This is a genomic window from Streptomyces sp. NPDC104761 (assembly GCF_055583445.1).
Map to the genome: position 1 here is coordinate 275,637 of NZ_JBVJNZ010000002.1, position 20,583 is coordinate 296,219.

Here is a 20,583-nt window from a genome sequence, read left to right on the forward strand (position 1 = left end):
CCGATCTGCACCCTCAATATGTACATCACCTGCTGCGGAGCGCTCCATATCGAGACCAGTACCGTCTTTACACTCGCGCAGACACTACGTTTGATCGACGTGTGTCGAAGGAAAATTTCCACCCCATGCCGCTCCTCGTTCCCCCGCTGGAGGAGCAGCGCCGCATCGCCGATTTTCTCGACGCCGAGACCGCCCGCATCGACCGGATGACGTCCGTGCGTCGCTCACAAATGGCTCTCCTCGATGAGCATCTCGACTCCATCCGAGACCATCTCTTCGGGATCCCCTCGTCGGATTCAGTGGCCACCCCGCTCATGTACCTGACGGATCCGTACCGCCCCATCGTCTACGGCATCGTCCAAGCGGGCCCGGAAGTACCCGACGGCGTTCCCTACATCAAAACTGGAGATCTCAAGAAGCTCCATCCGCATTCCCTCAGCCGGACAAGCCCAGAGATCCACGCCCAGTATCGACGGGCCGCCGTCCAGCCTGGGGACATCGTGATGGCAATGAGGGCGTCTATCGGTGCTGTGGCCGTTGTACCACCGGAATTGCGCGAGGCGAACCTAACACAAGGAACGGCGAGGATCGCTCCTGCACGCGGGGTATCCGGACAGTGGCTCCTGCAGGCCCTCCAAACGCGGCGAGTTCGAGAACAGTGCGACCTACGAGCCGTTGGTTCCACATTCCGCACGCTCAACATTTGGGACCTCCGACGCATCAACGTCAACGTGGTCTCCATGGAGAAGCAGAACGTAGTGACCAAACAGTTCAGCGTCCACGCGGCTAGGCACGCGCTAATCCAAGAGGCCACACAGCGTCAGGTCAGCTTGCTCACGGAACGCCGCCAGTCCCTGATCACTGCCGCCGTAACCGGCCAATTCGATGTCTACACCGCCAGCGGACGCAACGTAACGGACGGAGTCACCGCGTAGCCATGAGCCCCATCCACACGGAGTCTGCCTTCGGTGACGCCATCGTTGCTGCCATGGTCGAGCGTGGCTGGCGTGAGGCGCGCCCGCAGGATTACCGGGCTGATCTCGGCCTGGACACCAACGAGTTGTTCACCTTCATCGGGGCGACCCAGCCCGATGAGTGGAACGACCTACTCACGGTCTACGGCAGCGACCCCAACGAGGCGCAGCGCGGGTTCGCCAGTCGCCTCGACCAGGCTATCGCCACCAACGGGCTCCTCGATGCCCTCCGGAACGGCGTCAAGGACCGGGGCGTCCTGCTCCGCGTCGCGTACTTCAAGCCGAACCTCGTCGCTCACGACTCCGTGCTGGACGGCTACCGGGCCAACCGTCTCACCGTCGTCCGCGAACTCGAGTACGCGACGAAGCAGGCCGACTGGGGCAACCGGCTCGACCTCACCCTCTTCCTCAACGGAATCCCCGTCGCCACGGCCGAGTTGAAGAACCCCCTGACCAAGCAGGGGGTTGAGCAGGCCAAGGAGCAGTACCGCATCGACCGGGACCCCACCGAGCTGATCTTCACGCGCCGGGTCGTCGCGAACTTCGCCGTCGACCCGGACCTGGTCTTCGTCGCCACTCAGCTCAAGGGCAAAAACACCCGTTTTCTCCCGTTCAACACCGGCTCCAACGGCCCTGGTCAGCCGGGCGGCGCCGGCAACCCGGCCCCGACCGTCTACGGCACGTACGCGACCTCCTACCTCTGGGAGCAGGTCTGGCAGCCGGACAACTGGCTGGACCTGCTGCAGCGGTTCGTGCACCTGCACAAGAGCAAGACGCCCGGCGGCGGCACCACCAAGACGATGATTTTCCCCAGGTTCCACCAGTGGGACGTGGTCAAGAAGCTGACCGCGCACGCCGCCACCCACGGCGCCGGTCACGATTACCTGGTAATGGCCTCGGCCGGCTCGGGCAAGTCGAACACCATCGGCTGGCTCGCCCACCGCCTCAGCGATCTGCACACCTCCCCCGACCCGTCGGAGCTCGATGCCGAGGCCGTGGCCAAGGGACTCAAGCCGGGCGTACCGGTCTTCGACAAGGTCATCGTCATCACCGACCGCCGCAACCTGGACGCCCAACTCCGGGAAACGGTCGGCAGTTTCGAGCAAACCGCGGGCCTCGTCGTGAAGATCGACGAGAAGCACGGGGCGAAGGGCGAGCAGCTCGCCAAGGCGCTCTCCCGTGACACCGGGAAGATCGTCACCGTCACCCTGCACTCCTTCCCGGCGCTGCTCGACTACCTCCAGCGCAACCCCACCGAGATACAGGGCAGCCGCTTCGCGATCATCGTGGACGAGGCGCACTCCTCGCAGTCCGGCGATGCCGCCACCGCCGTACGGTCCGCCCTGCGCGACCTCGGCCTGGACTCCGACTCGGACGACGAAGGCGCGACCACGGTCAGAGCCGAGGCCACCACCCTCGACGAGCAGCTCAGGAAGAGAGCCGAGCAGCGTTCCCGCGCCGCGAACCTCTCCTACTTCGCGTTCACCGCCACGCCGAAGGCCAAGACCCTCGAACTCTTCGGCACGCTCCAGGACATCGACGGCAAGGCGACCTACCGGCCCTTCCACACGTACTCCATGCGCCAGGCGATCGAGGAGGGCTTCATCCTCGACCCGCTGCGCAACTACGTCACGTACAACACGTACTGGAAGCTGGTGAACCAGAACCCTGACGAGCGGGAGGTCGACCCGTCGAAGGCGAACTCCCTGCTCGCCCGGTACGCGCTCACCCATGACTCGACGGTCGCCCAGCACGCCCAGGTGATCGTGGAGCACTTCGTGGCGCACAGCCGGGGCCGTCTCGGCGGGCGGGCCAAGTCCATGGTGGTGACCGCCTCCCGGCAGTCCGCCGTGCAGATGGCGCGCGCGATCAAGAGCTACATCAAGGACCGGGACTACGACACCAAGTACCCCGACCTGGGCGTCCTCGTCGCCTTCTCCGGCTCGCTCACCGTCGACGGCGAGGAGACCACCGAGCCGAAGGAGAACGGCGGGCTGGCGGAGAGCGCGCTGCCGAAGGCGTTCGCGTACACACGTGCCGACGACAAGGCCGCCCGAGCCGGCGGTACAGGGCAGCGCGAGTACCGGATCCTGGTCGTGGCGGAGAAGTACCAGACCGGGTTCGACCAGCCGCTGCTTACGACGATGTACGTCAACAAGACACTGACCGGCATCTCCGCCGTACAGACACTATCCCGGCTGAACCGGACCGCCGACCGCAAGACGCAGGCGGACCTCGCGGTCCTGGACTTCGTCAACGACGCGGAGGACATCCAGGACTCCTTCCGCCCGTACTTCGAGGAGGCGAACACCCTCCCCTCCGACCCCAACCTGCTCTACACCGCGCAGAGCCGGGTCATGCAGGCGGCGATCCTGTCCGGGCAGGAGATGGACGAGTTCGCCGCCGCGTACTTCGCCGCCAAGGAGAAGGCCGCAGGCTCGCAGTCCAAGTGGGAGAAGCTGCACGCTGAGCTGTACCGGCTGCTCTCGCCCGCCGTCGCCCGCTTCACGCCCCTGCTCGAAAGCGACGACGAGGACGACCAGGAGACCGCGGAGGGCTTCCGCGCCGACCTCAACGACTACGTCAGGAAGTACGGCTTCCTCGCGCAGATCGTCCCCTACCGGGACGCCGAGCTGGAGCGCCTGCACCTCTACGGCCGCTACCTCCTCAACCGGCTGCCGCGCCGCGCCGACGGCGGCGTGGACATAGGCGAGATCGACCTCAGCCACATGCGGGTGGAGAAGACCGGCGAGTACGACGTCTCCCTCACCCCAGAGGGGTCGACGACGATGCAAGGCTTCGGCGACGGCTCGGGCGGTGCCAAGGAAGCGGAAAAGTCGCTGCTCTCGCAGCTGATCGAGAAGTTCAACGAACGCTTCGGCACCGAGTTCACCGAACAGGACGTCATCCGGCCGTTCGCGGAGGCCAAAGCCGACCCCAAGGTACGGGCGGCTGCCGTCGTCAACGACGAGGACAACTTCGGCCTCGTCTTCGACAACGTCTTCGCGGACAAGATGGCCGACCACATCGACACCATCGCGGGCATGGGCCGCCAGTACTTCGGCCCCGACAAGGGCTTCAAGTCCAGCCTCGACCGCAGTGCCCGCAAGGCCGCCTGGCGGATGATCCGCCGCGAGGAGGGCCTGGACGACGACGTCTGACGCGTGCGCCCCGGCCGGACGCGCCGGCCGGGGCGCCCTTCGGCCTCGACTCGCCTGCGGCCTGACGGCCGTGGACGATCCGGTGAGTTGCCCTGGTGATCGTCGGTTCGCCGACAGGCAGCGCCCGTACCCGAATACACGAGGCTCGTGCCGTTCTTGCCTGATGTACGCCATAAATTGTTGTGGGAAAAGAGGGGGAGACGATGGCTGAAACCCGCAAGACACTCGTTCCGGTGTGGACACTGGCAACCGGTGACGTCCAGGTGCCCGCACTGGCCGGAGAAGGATCGATGACGGCCGGGCGCCTGGCAGAACTGCGCGGTGTGCTGGCCGTCATGGCCGACGCGCCGATCGCCACGCTGGAGGCGCATCCGCTGCCCGACAAGCTCGACCGCAGCCGAGGTATCCCACTCGATGCCGCGAGTCCCCTGGCGCAGCACCTGTCGCAGTTCATCACGCAATCGACGCGGAGTTCCCTGACGGCGGCCAAGGCGACCGCCGCCGGCGAAAACCTGTATCGCATGGTGGTTCCGGCGAAGGTCGCCGCCCAGTTGGGTCAAGGCGCGCTTCGTTCGATGCCGTCGAAGGCTGCGGCCGGTGGCATCCACAGCGCGCTCATGAACTCGACGGGCATCGCCGCCAATGCGACGTTCGTGCCGGTCGGCAAAGTGGCCGCAGCAGGCGCAGCCGGTGGAGCCGGTGCGACAGCCGGCGTCGCGGCCGCCGGCAGCGCGGCGCTCACCGTGGCCGCTCCGCTCGTGCTCATGGCTGTGGCGGTGGGGGTGAGCGCGCACGCCGACCGCAAGCGCCAGCAGGCCATCGAACACATCACGGAACTGCTGGAGCAACTGCACGAACAGAAACTCGAAGAGGAGCACAGCGAACTCGACGGCTGCCGGGATGCCATCGACAAGGCCACGGCCATTCTGCTCGACCAGGGCAAGCTCGGTGTCTCACTGGGACTGGACTCGGCAGTGCACGCCATCAACACGGCCCTGGGCCGTGCCGACCGCCGCCTTGCCCAGTGGCAGAGCGCACTCGACAAGCTGCCCGACGGCAAGCCCGTCGAGGTCGGCAAGCTGACCAAGTCGTTCCCCGGCGTCGACAATGAAGGCGGCACCTTCCGCGCCCACCTCGAACTCGCCGCCTTGGCCGTTGCGCTGAAGCGACGGGTCGTCGTCCTGCAGGCGGTCGAGCATGCGCAGGACGACCCCGACAACATGTTCGAGAACTTCACCCGCGAGCTCAAGCGCGACCAGCAGCGCCTCGACGAACTGGAGTCGGGCATCGCCGGTGTCCTGGTGCGTCTTTCGGCGTTGGAGCTGGCAGGCCCGCAAGGGTGGATGCCCGTCTTCACGACCGATGAAGTCAATCGTCTGATGCGCGCGGCACACCGGATTCGCACCCTGGGCGACGGCGTCACGGTCAACAGCCGTACGACAGACGTGGCGATCGAGATCGCCCGCGACAAGGACGGCTCGGTGGTCGTGTTCCCTGCACTGCCCGTGTAGGCGCAGGCGCGCTCCCACTCACTCGGTGAGTGGTGTGGGGTCGCCCAAAACCTCGGTGCGGACGCCATCACTCCGGTGTCCGCACCTGCCGCCCCCGCCCACCGTGCATCTCTCCGCACGCCGCAGTCGTGCTCTCGTCGCGATCCACGGCACCACCGGCAAGGACGGACCCGCATTCCGTTCCGCCACGGACGAGTTGCGTACCGCCGAGGACATGGCGACGCGGGCGGTGTCCGAGTATGACCCCAAACGTGGGCCCAGCCGCCTGCGCGACTGGGCAGCCACGGGAGATTCGAATGTACGGCTCAGATGGTCTGGTCGGCCGCCAGCCCGACGAACCCAGCCCACGCCTTGGGGGTGACCGTCAGAACCGGTCCGGACCGGGCCTTCGAGTCCCGGATCCGTACGGTTCCAGCGGCCTCGGCAACCTCGACACACTCGCCGCCCTCGCCACTGCTATAGCTGCTCTTGGACCAGGCTGACTCCGGCACAGTCGGCTCGGGCATCTGGTTACTCATCTCTCCCCCAGCAGTTTCTCGACACGGGCCAGCGATTCATGAGGAGTCAGCGCCTGAGCCCGGAGGATTCCGTACTGCTCCTCGATCTCCCTGACGGCCGTCCTGTCGCTGTGTAGGCGGCTGTCCCGCTGGACCTCCACGTAGGCCATCCTCCGCCCGTCGCGGTTCTCGATCAAGGTGAAGGGTCCGGCCAGACCGCAGTGCTCCACACGCTCGTTGGGCATGATCTGGACCTCCACATTACGGCGGTGCGCGTGCAGCATGATCTGCTCAAGCTGCCCCTGCAGTACCGGCCAACCACCGATGGGACGTCGAAGTACCGACTCCTCGATCACGAAACTTAAGGTGGGCATAGGCCTGCGGGAGAAGATGGCCTGTCGGGCAAGGCGGGCTGCCACTCGCTGCTCGATGGTGTCTTCGTCAAGTAGGGGGCGCCGCATGGTGAACACGGCGCGCGCGTACTCGTCGGTTTGCAACAGGCCGGGAACTGCCTGCGCCGCGTACACATGGAGAGCCACCGCCTCCGCCTCCAACCGCGCCATGTCCCGGAAGAACGCCGGATACTGTGCCCGCCCCACCTCCTCCTTCAGTGCCTTGAGGACTCCCCCGGCGTCCAGCACCTCGTCCGCGCGGTCGATGAACCTGGGCGAGGGGATCCGCCGCCCCTGCTCGAAGGAGGCGATCGACGGGGCCGCGTAACCCGTGAGCTTCCCGAACTCCGGGCGTTCCAGGCCCGCCCGTACCCGCAGCAGCTTCAACTGCCGCCCGAACGCAGTCACCACGCCCGAACCCGGCTCGTCCTCCGGCCGCGGCCCGGCGTCCTCCCGCTCGCCCTCACCCTCGCCCGCGCGCTGCTCCACCGACTCCATCGGCACCCACCGCCTCCCCGGCCCGGCTCCCCGGCCCAACGCCCCTGCCACGAGCCGGTCACGCGGCGCGCCTCGTACAGATCCCGCCCCGTCGCGTACAACCCGCATGCGGCGTAGCGTCACCACTGGTCACGCTACGCCACCACCGGGAGCCTTGAGGGCATGACCAGTGAAACCGCTCCCCCCGACCGCGTCCCCCGGCCCACCAGCCCCACAGGCCACTTAGCGATGCGGTTCAGCTCCACCCCGCGCGGCGCGCGGCTCGCCCGGCGACTTGCCGGGCAGCGGATCGACGCGTGGGGCATCCCGTACGACTGCGACGCGCACCACACCCTGACGCTGATCGTCGCCGAGCTCGCCGCCAACGCCGTCCGGCACGGCCGGGTCCCCGGCCGGGACTTCCACCTCTCGTTGGCCTGCGACACCACGGCCGTACGGATCGAGGTCACCGACACCCGTACCGAAGGCCTGCCGGTCGTGGCGGCGCCGACGGACCTCGGCGACGCCGGCCGCGGCCTGCTCCTGGTGGAGCACCTCGCCGACCGCTGGGGCTGGCACCCGTGCCCCGGCGGCCCCGGCAAGACGGTCTGGGCGGAGTACGTCCTGCCAGCGGGAGGCCGACCGGCCGCCGTGCCCTCCTGCCCGTAGTCCACCGCCGCCCGTGCCCCTGTCGTGCTGCGACCGCTGGACGGCGGATCGGCGCAGCGGTCACACTTGCCCCTGACCGTGGCCGTTCTTCACGCACACCGGGGGCAAGGTGCCGCAGGAGGCGATCTCCGACCGTTACGAACTCCTGGAGGAGCTCAGCCACGGCGGCATGGGTGACGTGTGGCGCGGCTACGACGCCGTGCTGGACCGGCCCGTCGCCGTCAAGCTCATCCGGCAGGCGTCGGTCACCTCGCCACAGCTGGCAGAGGAGTTCGCCAAGCGCTTCCGCCGCGAGGCCCGCATCACCGCGCGCATCCAGCACCCCGGCGTACCGCAGGTGTACGACGCGGTGCTCGACGCGTCGTACGAGCGGCTGTTCCTGGTGATGGAGCTCGTCGACGGCGTGCCGCTGTCCGCCTACCTCAACCCCGGCCGGCCGCTGCCGGTCAGCTGGGCGGCGGCCGTCGCCGCGCAGGTCGCGACCGTGCTGTCGTACGCACACGACGTGCCGGTCATCCACCGGGACCTCAAGCCGGGCAACATCCTCGTCGCACGCGACGGCACCGTGAAGGTCCTCGACTTCGGCATCGCGGCGATCCTGCGCACCGACGTCACCAAACTGACCGCCACCGGCAGCCCCATCGGCACCCACCAGTACATGTCACCCGAGCAGGTCCGCGGCGGACGCATCACCCCGCAGACCGACCTGTACGCGCTGGGTTGTGTGCTGCACGAACTGCTCAGCGGGCGCGTCGTGTTCGAGGCGGACAACGAGTACCTGCTGATGTACCAGCACGTCAACGCCGCCCCCACCCCGCTGCGGCAGCTGCGGCCCGACGTCCCCGAGGCGCTGGAAGAGCTGGTCCTGCACCTCCTGCGCAAGGCGCCCGAGGCGCGGCCCGCCGACACACAGGAGGTGTACGCGCGGCTGCTGCCGTTCCTCCCGCCGCCGGGTGCGGAACCCGACACATCCGATGCCGGGCCGGCCGGCGCACCCGACCCGACGGGCGTGTTCCGTCACCCTTTCGCGCCCCGCGCCCGCGCCCAGGCCCCCGCACCCGGGGGCCCGGCGCCGACAGCCGTCCTCCCGGGGGCCCAGCCGGTGCCCGTCCCCGACCGGCTGCGCGAGGACATCAAGGAGGCGTACGCCCACTCCGACGCACTGCTGGAGGAGGAGCGGTTCGCGCAGGCAGCCGAGGTGCTCGGCGAGGTCATCGAACCCGCGGCCCTCGCCCTCGGCTCCGAGAGCAAGCCGGTCCTGGCGCTGCGCCGCCAGCGAGCGGCGGTCCGCCTCCTCGGCGGCGACTACCGGGCCGCCCTGCCCGAGTTCGACGCCCTCGCCGACGCGTACGCCCGCATCGCCGGCCCCACCGGCGAGCAGGCCCGCGCCTGCCGCGCCCAGGCCGCCCGGTGCCGCGCCGAACTCGGCCAGGTCACCGACGCGCTCGCCGAGCTCCAGGGCGTGCTGAACGTCGTGCGGGCCGTCGACAGCGACGTGAGCGAGGAAGCCGTGGAGCTGCGGCACAACATCGGGATGCTGCTGCTCGCCCAGGGCCGGGCCGCCGAAGCCCGGCAAGTCCTCGAACCGCTCCACGAGGACATGTGCATGGTGTTCGGCCCTGACGACGAGATGACCGTCGAGATCGCCGAGGCACTCGCCGTGATCCGGCTCGGCCTCGACGGATCGGCTTCCTGACCCGTGTCCTCCACAAGCAGCATCATCCGAAACCATGCTGCTCCAGCCGAGTTCGGCTCAACGCCGCACCAGTGACCACACCTTTGATCCGAGTTTCCCGGCATACGGCAGCCCGCAGACGCATGACCCTGCGGGCTTCTGTCCCTGACTCCTTACAGGTCCCACTCGTCGGCCAGGAGCCCCACGAGCCGTCGCTGCCGCTTCTGCAGCAGTTCCGGCGCCCACTCCTGATGCTGCAACACCTGGCTGGTCAGGGCGAAAGTGGAGACGCCGTGCCTGCCGGTGAAGTACTTGGCCTTCTTCTCCGTGAAGTCGTAGTTCTGGGCGTAGGCGTTCTTCGTCCGGTTGAGCAGGACGAGGTTGCCCAGTCGATGCGTCCACTCCACGCGCTGCGCGTCGGTGAAGTGCCGCAGCCACTGCGACTGCTGCTTCGGATTCTGCGGTAGCACGTGCTCGACGGTGATCAGGGCGTGGTCGTACGACACCCCGGGCTTTCCGGCCAGCATCTCGTCCAGACGCAGCAGGACGTACTTGCGAGTCTTGGTGACGAGATAGATGTCACCGTCCAGACGCGCAAGAGTCTCGGCCTTCTCTGTGTCCGTCAGAGCGAAGGAGGTCGCGTCAAGGCCTTCGCCGGCATTGAGTTCGCGCAGGAGGTCCGCGTATCGCGTGACGCGGGGAGTGGTGTAGACGCGCCGTATGAACATGCTGGCCGCCAGCCGTTCCAGCGCGCCGAAGAATGTGTCGAGCCAGGCCGGGTCGTCACCGTGGTTACGCAGCGCCCACAGGGCCGCGGGCCGCCAGTCGTTGTTGTCGATCTGCTGGAGGCGCTTGAACCACGCATTGACCTGCTCCGCTCCGGAGGCCGCCGCGTAGCCGGCGTCGCGAATCTGCACGTAGGCGTCCGCGTACGGCACGACGACGTCATTGACGAACGACTCGGCCTTGCCGGGCAGGTAGTGGTTGAGCACCTGCTCAGGAAACTCTTTGAGCAGTTCCCGCTCTGCCCGCTTCATGGCGAACACCATGCGCAGGTGAAGGAAGAGGTCGGCGAAGTCGTCCCGCCCCAGGGCTTCCTCCGCGTCTTCCCACTTGCGAGCGCACTCCTCCGAGGCCTTCTCGTCCAGGGCACCGATGATGTGCGACTTGAAAATATCCGTGGGAGAGAGGTCCATGCCCCGCGAGTTCATGACGCTGAAGATGCGATGCGCGCTGTCCAGATCGGGGGTACTGACGACGACCAGGAAGGTGCGCTCTCCAAGCATCTGCACGAGGTCCAGCCGCCGTTCCTCCGACCAGCCGTCGAGTATCGCGTGGAGCGCCTTCGCGTTGCGCAGGACAGCCTTCTGAGCGTCTGTTGGTAGCGTCTCCTCCTTCAGCGTCCGCAGCGCCTCGGTGGCTCCCTTGGTCTGGACGTACTGCTGGAAGAAGCCTGCGTCGCGGATTCGCAGGGTGAGCCTGGGCTTGGGATCGAGCCGGCGGACCTTGTTGCCGGGCTCCGTGACCAGCCTGTCGAGATCGCTACGCAGGTCGGAGTCCTCTGTCAGGTCGCGAAGGAGGGCGAGCAGGATGGTCAGGGTGGTGAGGCGCTGCTGGCCGTCGATGACCTCGGCGGGCGCGTTGCCCTTGGCCTTGACGAGCACGATGGAGCCGAGGAAGTACGGCTCGTCTGTCCCCCTTTCCAGCGACTCCTCCAAGTCGGTCAGCAGCTGGACGGCCTGCTCGACATCCCAGGCGTAGGGCCGCTGGTAGTCCGGAATCCTGAAGTCGTAGTCACTGCTGAAAACCTTGTGCAGGGAGACTTCCTGCGCCTCGAGTTGCTGCATTGTCCAATAATGTATGGGCTGCTGCTGCCATGTCCCAGGGATCCCGCAAGCTGAACGATGCGCATGGACCTGCTCTGGACAGAGTGATGCCGCGGCGGCCGGGGCTGGGTAGCGTCGCTGTCGCACGAGTGTGGCTACGTCTGCCCACCCGCGATCGGCCCGGTCTCCTTGGGCCGGGAGATCAGCTCCGGCCGCTGCTGTGCCCGGCAACCCCGCTCGGCGCATGGCCCTTGGCGCCCCGAAAGGGTCTGCGGCGCTCAGCGTTTCAACGACCGGGGCTGGTCTCAGCCGACTCCCCCACCCCAGCCGCGGGGCCTCCGCGGGCCCCCTCATGGGAACGTCATGGGAACGGAAGGCCGAGTAAAGGGAGGGAAGGACCGGAGGAACCCGGAAGACTCCCCAGCGCTGACCAGCAGGAACGATGAAGCCGAGGAAAGGTCAGGATAGACAGGATGATCAATAGACACTCTCATAAAGCGGGTGTCGCAGGTTCGAATCCTGCCGGGGGCACCAGGCAAAAGACCCCGGACCGATCATGGTCCGGGGCCTTTGACATCCACTTTTGACATCAACGGGGACGGTCGCCGCTGATCACTGGCGACCGGGGCGCCTCTTCCTGTTCCTGAGGAGCCGGTCCATGTGGCTCATGGCCTCACGCCAGGTGTCCTGGACGACGTGCGTGTAGACGTCCATGGTGATGCTGATCTGGGAGTGACCGAGGATCTCCATCACGACGCGGGGCGCGACACCGGCCGCTGTGAGGAGGGTGGCGGTGCCGTGGCGGGCGTCGTGCAGCCGGATGACGCGGAGGCCGGCGGACTCGGCGACGCGGGTGAAGGAGCGGTAGAGGTTGCGCGGCTCGACGGGGCGGCCGGTGCGGGTGGCGAAGACGTAGTCGGAGTCCTGCCACTTCTCCCCCGCCTTGGCGCGGGCGGCTGCTTGCCTCATGCGGTGCCGGCGCAGGGGTGCGATGCAGAGGGCAGGCAGCGGGACGGCGCGGCGACGGCGGCTCTTGGGATCGTCGTCGTAGAGGACGCCACGGCGGCGCTGGACCTGGTGGCGGACGTAGAGGACGCGGTTGTCGAGGTCGAGGTCAGACCACCGGAGACCGACGATCTCTCCCCGGCGGAGGCCCATGGCGATGGCGAGGACGAAGGCCGTGTAGAGCGGGTCCTTGCGGGAGGCGGCGAGGAAATCAAGCGTCTCGTCGAGGGGCCAGGGGTGCGGCTGGCAGAGCCGAGCAGACGCGGCCCAGGGCGTCCAGGTCGTTCGTACAGTGGCGCGCTCCACCTGGACGCCATGAACCACGCCCGCTCCACGGTGTGTGGGCCGACGGCAGACGGGATGGGAGCTGGGGAAAGTGGTGGGTTGAGGAAGATCAGGGCGAGCCGGCGGTGGCAAACCTGATGCGCAGACGAACGCAGAAGATCTCCTGCTACCGGGCTGTTAGCGCGTCACGGTCACCAGTCCCAGGATCACCAACACGACTCCCAGGAATCCGAACTGCACTCTCATGCGTTCGAGGCTCTTCCAAGGCGTCCCCCATCGCGTCCTATAACGCGGCGAAACGGTCACGTCTGCCCAGTCCCACACCCAGACGTCCACGCCGCGATAGCCACAGGCCACCACGATGAAAGCGCCGCCCGCGATCAGTGCGAGCACCCCACAAAGAAGCACGCCGTTCCCCCCGGGCTCATGACTAGCGTCACCGTCGCGGAATTGTTGCAGGAGGCGCCGAGGACCACGCGGTCGGTCCCCGGCAGGACCGAGAGAATGGCCGCGCTTGTCAAGGGTGCGTGCGGCGGCTGACACCAGTGGCTGACACCAACAAGCGCGAACAGCAGCGGTCCATGCCGGACCCCCATGGACGATCGGCCGAGGCTCAGGCCCGGTTGGTCAACGTCGGCGGTCCCCCGTGATCAACCTGATGAAGATGAGGCCAGATCTCAAACCCTGTGTAGCGTGTGGGCGCCGTTCCTCAGCTGATGAACGGCGCCCGCCGGCGGCACCCGTCTCGGCCGCCAGGAGCTGGGCGGCGTCCTCCTCGAAGACGTCGAGGGCGCACTGTGGAAGCAGTGGATGTTCGAGGTCGAGGGCTTCCGCGTCGCCCCACCGCGGTCCCGCCGCTCGACCGCCTGGTCGTCGCCGTCGACCCGGCCGTCACGACGACGGACTCCGCGGACCTGACCGCCTTCACGGTCGCCGGCCGCTCGCACCCACTGGAGCAGATGTACGGCTACCGCAGCCCCCGCGGCCACGTCCTCCACGCCGAACAGGACCGCCACACCCCGACAGCCGCGATGCGCCGCGCCGCCCTGTACCACGAACACCAGGCCGACTGCGTGGTCATCGAGGCCAACAACGGCGGCGACTACCTCCCTGCCCTTCTCGCGGAGGCCGACCCCACGGTCCCCTGCCGCGTCGTCCACGCCACCCGCGGCAAGCGGGCCCGCGCGGCGCCGGTGGCGACGCTCTGGGGGCTCACCGACCTGTTCCTCGACACCGCTGTTGCCGGAGCCTCGGCAGAGACCTCGGACCGTCGCCTTCACGGTCGTCGGTAGGAACCACTCAGGATCCCAGTGCGGCCACCCAGTCGGCAGCCCGCACAAGGATCGGGCCGGCCACTTCCCCGGCTCCGGAGACGTAGGCCACCCATCGAAGTTCGTCGCAGAGGAGAAACCCTGTCGCGGCTACTCGAGGATGTCGTCGTTGGAGTCGAAGCTGTGGCTGTCCAGGGGCAGGTCGGGGAAGTACTCGGTCTCGGCTTCCCCTGTAAGGACGGCGAGCAGGAAGGGGGCGCACTGGCTGGTGTGGTGTTCCCATTCCGGGCCTCGGCCTTCGTTGAGGATGACCGTCCAGTCGTTCGGCTTCTGCCCCGGTTGCCGTAGCCAGTAGAGGTACATGCCGCTTTCCTCGACGTAGGCCCATGGCAGGACTTGTGTGTCGGGGTCCTGGAGTTCTGCCGGCTTGGCTTCGGTCTGCCACAGGTCGGCGAGGATTCCGGTGCGCTCCGCGGCCTGGTCCCGGAGGTTGTAGTCCTCGTCGGGGCACTCGGGATCAAGAAGCCAGATGGTCTCGTCGAAGACGCCGCCTCCGTAGGTCTCGACGAGTTCCTTGTAGTCGTCGGGCAGGGGCGTGCCCAGTTGCCGCTCCGCTGCCCCCCAGTCGCGGGCGCGGCGTGGCGTACCTGGGGGGATGAGCTCGGAGAGGCGTTCCACGGCGGGGTGCATGAAAGCGGGATCCTTTCTGTGCGCTCTACTTGGGTTTGGGTACGTTCAGGATAGTGACGGCGTTTGTCGCGCTGCCGCCTTCGTAGGGGGTGAAGCTGAAACCGTTGCTGCCCCGGGCTCTCAAAGTGAGTCCCACGGGTACGACGTCGCTCGGATCGTTGGACCGGTAGACGGGTGTGACCGAGTATTCGATGGTCTCGCCTAGGTCGACGGCCGCTCTGATCTGGTCCTCGACCTTTCGCATGACCGGCGAGTTGGCAAATCGGTGCATGGTGACGAAATTGCGGGGATCCTTGTTCGAGCCGCCTATCTGGGCACCGAGCAGGTGGGTTTTGTTGAGCTTCTTGTATTTCTCGTAACCGGGCACGTTGACCTGGGGGTTGGTTTTTCCTCCGGTCATGTCGGGTTCGATGGTGGCTTCCATGCCGGTGGCCCGGCCGCCAGGTCCAGGCGCGCCGTAGCGGACGCGACCGCCCCAGGTGACGTCGGCCTCGTCGCAGGGCGTGAGTCCCATCGGGTCGCACAGGGTGTGCGGGTTGTCGACGTAGGCAACGGGGTTCGGCGCCGGGTCGAGTCCGAGCGGGTCCTGAGTGAGATAGCGGGCCGTTTCGGGGTCGTAGAAGCGGAAGTAGTTGTGGTGCAGGCCGGTTTCAGGGTCGAAGTACTGGCCGGGGAAGCGCAGTGGTGTGTAGGCGGTGGCATCGCGGTTCCATGTCGTTGTGCCCCACAGCGTCGCTCGGGTGCGCCAGGCGACGTTGCCGTCCTCGTCGACGAGTTCGGTGGGGGTACCGATCTGGTCGGTGACGATGGCGAAGAACCGCTGGTCGATCACCTCCTGAGGGGCTGAGGCGAGCGATCTGGTCTCGGTCTGCGCGAGCGGTGCCAGGCCGTCGTGGTCCCAGGTCAGCGTGAGGAGTTCGCGGGTGCCGGCGACGTGGCTGGTCTGTTCGGTGAGGGTGCTGCCGTCCCAGGTGAACCGGGTTTCCTCGGCCACATTTCCGTCGGAAGCGAGGCGCTGTTTGGCGATACGGCGGCCGAGCGGGTCGTAGACGTAGCGCCAGACCGTGCCGTCCGGAGTGGTGACCGAGGTGAGCCGGTCCTCGGCGTCCCATGTGTAGCGCCAGGTGTCGGGCTTGCGTGACAGCCGCGTCTTCTGCCGCAGGATGGTGCGGCCCGCTGCGTCGTATTCGTAGCGTGTGCCGCCGGCGTGGGTCAGGCGGGTGCCTGCGTATGTGCGCGTGCCACGGGTTTCGGTGCCGGGGTGCCGCTCCGGCCACGACGCGTGGGTCTGGTTGCCCATTTCGTCGTAGGCGTAGGTCTCGGTCCAGTCAGCTGCCTGGACGGTGGTGACGCGGCCCGCCCGGTCCAGGGTGAAGGTGCGGGAGCCGGTGTGCTGGTCGGTGACGGAGGTGAGGTGTCCGTCGCTGCGGTAGGCGTAGGTCCGGTGGATCTGCGGCTGTTCGGTGCCGGGGGTGGTGAGTGTCTGGCCGGTGAACCGGCCTTGGTCGTTCCACGCGAAGGAGAGAGTGAAGCGGTCGCCCAGGCTGCGCTGGATCTCACGGCCCGCCGCGTCGTGCCCGAAGGCGAGGGTTCGGCCCGACATGGTGAGGGTGTCGTAGTTCCCGAAGGAGTCGTACGAGTACGTCGTCGTGACGCCGGAGGGTGTGGTGCGTCCGGTGCGGCGCCCTGCGGCGTCGCACGAGGTGGCGAGGACTCGGTCGTCGACGCACTCCGCCACGACGCGTCCCACCGCGTCGTAGTGGAACTCCAGTTCCGCCTCTGGGTTGCCGGCACGCAGGAGGCGCCCGCACGGATCGTTCTCGAAGCGGGTGGACCGGCCGTCGGCAAATTTCTCGATGAGCTGGCCTGCGGGGTCGTAGTGGTAGGTGACGGCTTGTCCGGCAGCGTTGGCCCGTCTGACGAGCCGCCCTGCCGCGTCGTACTCGTAGGCCATCGTGCGGCCGTCGAAGTCGGTCTCCTCGACGAGTTGTCCTGCGGGGTCGTACCGGTACATCCAGGTAAGTCCCCGCGGGTTGGTGACAGTTGTCAGGCGCCGCGCTGTGTCGTAGGAGAACGTGTGCCGCACTCCGTCGGCGCTCACGCGGGCGGTCAGGAGGTCGAAGGCATCGTATTCCGAGCGCGTTTGCGCCCCGCGCGGATCGGTGTGGAGGACGCAGTTGCCTTCCGCGTCGAACGTCCAGGTCTCCGTAGAGCCGTCGGGGCCTGTCCGTGAGGTGAGCCGGCCCTCGACGGACCATGTCAGGCGAGTCGTTTTTCCTGTCGAGCCGGTAACCAGCACCGGCCGCCCGAAAGCGTCGTACTCCTGCCGTTTCAGCGTCCGGGACCCGTCGCTGACGGCAAGTGGCAGCCCGGCCGCGTTGGAGGTGATCTCCACGCGCTCCCCGAGGGGGTTCGTGATGCTCTTGATCGCGCCGTGACGCCCGAAGGTGAAACGAGTCGCCTGCCCGCTGGGGTCGATGACGGAGGTGCGGTTGCCGCGCTCGTCGTATGTGTAGTGCCAGACCGCGCCGTCTGGCTCTGTCACGGCCGTGGGCAGATGGAGTTCGTTGTACTCCATGCTGATCTGGCTGCCGTCGGGACGGACGACGCGGCTCAGCCGTCCGTTGTCGTCGTAGGTGTACCGAGTGGTGTGCGCGAGGGGATCAGTGACCGCCACCAGGCGGTGTCGCACGTCCCACTCCTGGCTGGTGACGCTTCCGAGCGGGTCGACGGTGCGTATGAGGCGCAGAGCCTCGTTGTGCTCGTAGCGGGTGACGTTGCCCAGGGCGTCGGTGGTGGTCGTGGTGCGCGTGGCGTCGTCGTAGGTGAGAGCGCCGGACAGGTAGCCGCCGCTGCCTTCGGTCCGGATGACGCGGCCGCGCTCGTCGTATGCGTAGGTGTACGACGTGTCGTTGCGGTCGGTCCAGGAGGTGATCCTGCCCTCGCTGTCGTAGGTGAAGCGCAGCGGCAGACCGGAGGAGTCGGTTACCTCGGTGAGGTGCCCGTTTTCGTCGTACCCGTAGGTGAGCAGTGTGGTCCCGTGGCTGTCCGCGTTGTCGGGGTCCATGAGGCGCAGGGCCACGATGCGTGGCTGTTCGCGGTGCCGGTCTATCGCGATGCGATAGCCGCCGGAGTGCGTGACGTCCACTGGTGTGCCGTCGTCGGCGTAGCGGATGGCGATGCGCTGTCCGTTGCCGTCCACGATGAACTGAAGGGGCAGGTCTATCGCGTTGCCGTCGTCGGTGGTCTGCGGCGTGTGAAAGGTGTAGGAGACGCCTGTACCGGGTTCGAGCAGGCGCAGGGCGCCGTCGACCTCGGTGTCCCAGGACAGGGGCATCCTCGGGCCGACCTCGGGGTACACCGGTTCGACGGTCTCAGGGTCCGGAAGCGGGTAGACCAGCCGGGAGCCGTCCGGCGCGGCGTAGGTGACGGAGACGTCGTCCACCTGGAGTCGCTGGTCGAGAGTGGAGGCCCAGGAGGGGCCGAACCAGCCGCCCCACCGGTACGAGGACATGTGGGTGCGTTGCAGCACCAGTGGCAGGACGCCAGGCAGTCGCACATCGGTCTGTGGCAGCAGCATGTCGCCGGTGGCGACGTCGATCGGGTCGAGCTTGCACTCCTTCTCCGCCGCCTGGATTCCGGCTTCGAGTCTCTCGGCCTCACCTGGGCGGAGCTTGAGCCGCGACAAACCGTTTCCGCCGAGCTTCAACGCCTTGGCCAGCTTGGCGAGTTCGCTGGGCTTGAGTGCCTTCAGGCTCTTGCCGAGGGCCTTGCCCAGGACCCCCATCCCGACGCCCATCACGGCGCCTTCGGTGAGGACGCCGGCCAGCTTGCCGGGATCCTTGAAGGCGCCCGGGTCCTGCAGCAGTGTCTCGAACGCGGAGAACTTCGCGCCGTCCGCGGCGAGTTTGCCCACCTGGGCGACCCCGCGGATTTCCTTGAGCGCCTTCAGCGCCCGCTCGACGCCCCGGATGACCTCCATCACCTCGCGTATGACGGCGCCCAGCGCGGTGCCTTCTTCTTCGATCCGGCCGACCAGTGCGACGACCTTCAGCGCGCGCTCGCCAGCCATGAGCGTGGAGGCCACCTCGGAGGCGCCGGCGGTCAGGATGGACAGGGCCAGGCCGGCGATCTCGAACTCCGCGATCTCTGCCAGCATGACGCCGATCTCGGACAGCATCTCGTGCGCCTTGTCCGCGAAGTCGTCCAGAGCCTTGGCGCCTTCGCGGAGCGAGTGCGCCATCTCCGTGGCCTGCTTCCGGGCTGCCTTGGAGCGCTTGTTGAACGCCTTGGCGGCCTTGCCCTCCCACTCCACATCCGCGAGCGCCTTGCGGGCGGCCTCGGCGGCGTCGTCCAGGCCGGTTGCCAGGTGCCGCCACTTCTTGGCGATCTCGCGTACGCCGTCCGGGTCCACGGCGGGATCGGAGATACCCAGGAACTCCAGACCGCTGGCGATCGAGTCGCCGAACATGTGGTTGAACTTGCTGACGTAGTGGAGGGGATTGAGGTCGACCATGCTGTGCCGATCAGCCCTTTTCCGCCTGGGCCTTGGCTGCGATGAGCACGTCGAGCAGATCGAAGGCGTCGGAGACTTCGCCGATCAGCTTGGCCTCCGCCTCCCACTCCTCTTCCAACTGCCTTGTCAGCTTGGCCAAGGTGGTCATGCCCTCGCGTATCTCGCCGGTGGCGCTGAGCAGTGACCCCAGTGCGCCGAGTGCGCTCAGGTCATGTGACTGCGCCTTGAACTCCTGCAACGGCTTCGCCGTGTGATGCCCCACCGTCCGCATCCCCGACGCGGCCTTGTGCATGGACGTGGCCTGCTTCTTCAGGTCCGACATGCCACCTCACCCCCGTGCTTCACTCTGTGCACATGCCAACCCCGACGACCGTAGTGAGGTCGCCCCCAGGGGAGGTAAGGCGCTGGTCAAGCACCGGCAAAGATCACCTTCTCTTAGGCTGCGCCGTCCTTGAACAGCGGTGCGACAAGCGGGAGTTGGCACATGCGGCACTGACGGCAGCTCGTCATCGACACCTGGGGAGCGCTCGCGTACAAGCCGGCGTTCCAGGCCGCGACCTGAGGGCGGCCCACGCGCCTGCCCGGCCTCATGGCGGCATCCTGGCTGCCGGAGTCCGAGCGCCGACGGCTGGCCGCCACAGCGTGCCGGCCGCCTACGACCACACCCAGGCCGCCGCTCTGCTCGGCGAGGACGGCGACGACGACCGTTGCGAATACGGCGACTCCTCCCTGATCGTCGACCAGACCCTCTCCCATCTGCTGGGTGGCCTCCAGGTCGTACGTTCACGGCGTCGCCGAGGTCCTGTTCCGGGGTGGTGCAGGGCAGTGAGAACAGGGCGGTGTGCGGCGGTCGACGCCGCGAGATCACAATGGCGTCATGGACCCGGCCCCTCAGATCATCGTCGCGCTGGACTGCGACAACCTCCCCGCCGCTCAAGCCGTCGTGGATCAACTCGGTGACGAGTGCCGCTTCTACAAGGTCGGCCTGGAACTCCTCACCGCGGTCGGGCCCCAGTTCGTGGAACACCTCGTCGCCGGGGGCAACGAGGTGTTCCTGGACCTCAAGCTCTTCGAGATCCCGAACTCTGTCGCCGGCGCGGTCCGCGCGGCAGGCGCACTCGGCGCCTCCATGGTGACGGTGCACAGCATGGGCGGGACGGGGATCATGGCCGCCGCGGTCGATGCGGCCCGCGACTATCCCGACCTTCGTGTCCTTGCCCTCACCGTCGTCACCAGCATGACCGACGCCGACCTCGTCGACATCGGCGTTGCCGCCCTGGCCGAGGACCAAGTGCTGCGGCTGGCCCGCCTGGCCGAGCGGGCCGGATGCCACGGCGTGATCGCCTCACCGCAGGAAGTCGCGGCCCTGCGCGGGGCATTGGGAAGCGATGCCCTGATCGTCACGCCCGGAGTCGCCTTGGCCGGCGAGTCCGTTGCCGAACATGCGCGCCATGGCACACCGCGGGCCGCCGTCGCGGACGGAGCCTCACATGTGGTCGTGGGCCGCACGGTCACGCGCGCGCCGGATCCGCTGTCTGCATTCCACCGTGTCTGCGCCAACCTGACAGCCGGACATCGGTCGCCGTAGGTGGAGAGGGCCCGGCCTTGTTCCGGGCCGTCTCGGTTTCCGTCTC

Annotated in this window: 13 protein-coding genes and 1 pseudogene; 7 read left to right on the forward strand and 7 right to left on the reverse strand. The window is 67.6% G+C overall.

Annotated elements, in window-relative coordinates; translation table 11 throughout:
* Positions 1-101: 101 nt before the first annotated feature.
* From ACZ63F_RS07775 to ACZ63F_RS07785, 3 genes are all read left to right on the forward strand, one after another.
* A complete protein-coding gene (locus tag ACZ63F_RS07775) occupies positions 102-935 on the forward strand; it encodes a restriction endonuclease subunit S (RefSeq protein ID WP_469709621.1) in 834 nt (277 codons plus the stop codon).
* A gap of 2 nt (positions 936-937) precedes the next feature.
* Complete coding sequence (locus ACZ63F_RS07780) at positions 938-4,135, forward strand: type I restriction endonuclease subunit R (protein ID WP_469709622.1); 3,198 nt, start codon at positions 938-940, stop codon at positions 4,133-4,135.
* A 203-nt stretch (positions 4,136-4,338) separates the two neighbouring features.
* Positions 4,339-5,646 (forward strand): hypothetical protein, encoded by a 1,308-nt coding sequence (locus tag ACZ63F_RS07785; RefSeq protein ID WP_469709623.1) that lies wholly within the window; start codon positions 4,339-4,341, stop codon positions 5,644-5,646.
* Positions 5,647-5,951: 305 nt separating this feature from the next.
* On the opposite strand, the gene ACZ63F_RS07790 is transcribed toward ACZ63F_RS07785, so the two are convergent.
* Positions 5,952-6,152, reverse strand: coding sequence for a DUF397 domain-containing protein (locus ACZ63F_RS07790; protein WP_469709624.1), 201 nt, complete (start codon positions 6,150-6,152; stop codon positions 5,952-5,954).
* A gap of 8 nt (positions 6,153-6,160) precedes the next feature.
* Positions 6,161-7,033 carry a helix-turn-helix domain-containing protein gene (locus ACZ63F_RS07795; RefSeq protein ID WP_469709951.1) on the reverse strand — a complete coding sequence of 291 codons (873 nt, stop codon included), beginning with the start codon at positions 7,031-7,033 and terminating at the stop codon, positions 6,161-6,163.
* Between the two features lie 162 nt (positions 7,034-7,195).
* Between ACZ63F_RS07795 and ACZ63F_RS07800 the strand changes: the two genes are divergently transcribed.
* Positions 7,196-7,681, forward strand: coding sequence for an ATP-binding protein (locus ACZ63F_RS07800; RefSeq protein ID WP_469709625.1), 486 nt, complete (start codon positions 7,196-7,198; stop codon positions 7,679-7,681).
* Between the two features lie 109 nt (positions 7,682-7,790).
* Positions 7,791-9,377, forward strand: coding sequence for a serine/threonine-protein kinase (locus ACZ63F_RS07805; protein ID WP_469709626.1), 1,587 nt, complete (start codon positions 7,791-7,793; stop codon positions 9,375-9,377).
* Between the two features lie 152 nt (positions 9,378-9,529).
* Here ACZ63F_RS07805 and ACZ63F_RS07810 read toward each other — a convergent pair whose 3' ends face one another.
* Positions 9,530-11,203 (reverse strand): DUF262 domain-containing protein, encoded by a 1,674-nt coding sequence (locus ACZ63F_RS07810; protein WP_469709627.1) that lies wholly within the window; start codon positions 11,201-11,203, stop codon positions 9,530-9,532.
* 591 nt (positions 11,204-11,794) lie between these two features.
* Positions 11,795-12,424: pseudogene (locus ACZ63F_RS07815) on the reverse strand (site-specific integrase); the annotation flags it as partial.
* Positions 12,425-13,278: 854 nt separating this feature from the next.
* On the opposite strand from ACZ63F_RS07815, the gene ACZ63F_RS07820 reads away from it, so the two are divergent.
* Entirely contained in the window at positions 13,279-13,764 is a 486-nt protein-coding gene (locus ACZ63F_RS07820; protein ID WP_469709628.1) for a phage terminase large subunit family protein, read from the forward strand.
* A gap of 129 nt (positions 13,765-13,893) precedes the next feature.
* On the opposite strand, the gene ACZ63F_RS07825 is transcribed toward ACZ63F_RS07820, so the two are convergent.
* Genes ACZ63F_RS07825 through ACZ63F_RS07835 form a run of 3 tightly spaced genes read right to left on the reverse strand, consistent with a single transcriptional unit; the run spans position 13,894 to position 19,271 of the window.
* Positions 13,894-14,433, reverse strand: coding sequence for an SMI1/KNR4 family protein (locus ACZ63F_RS07825; RefSeq protein WP_469709629.1), 540 nt, complete (start codon positions 14,431-14,433; stop codon positions 13,894-13,896).
* A gap of 25 nt (positions 14,434-14,458) precedes the next feature.
* Positions 14,459-18,949 (reverse strand): DUF6531 domain-containing protein, encoded by a 4,491-nt coding sequence (locus ACZ63F_RS07830; RefSeq protein WP_469709630.1) that lies wholly within the window; start codon positions 18,947-18,949, stop codon positions 14,459-14,461.
* Between the two features lie 10 nt (positions 18,950-18,959).
* Entirely contained in the window at positions 18,960-19,271 is a 312-nt protein-coding gene (locus ACZ63F_RS07835) for a hypothetical protein (RefSeq protein ID WP_469709631.1), read from the reverse strand.
* Between the two features lie 555 nt (positions 19,272-19,826).
* Here ACZ63F_RS07835 and pyrF point away from each other — a divergent pair.
* Positions 19,827-20,537: an orotidine-5'-phosphate decarboxylase gene (pyrF, locus tag ACZ63F_RS07840; protein WP_469709632.1), complete on the forward strand. Its 711-nt coding sequence runs from the start codon at positions 19,827-19,829 to the stop codon at positions 20,535-20,537.
* Positions 20,538-20,583 lie beyond the last annotated feature (46 nt).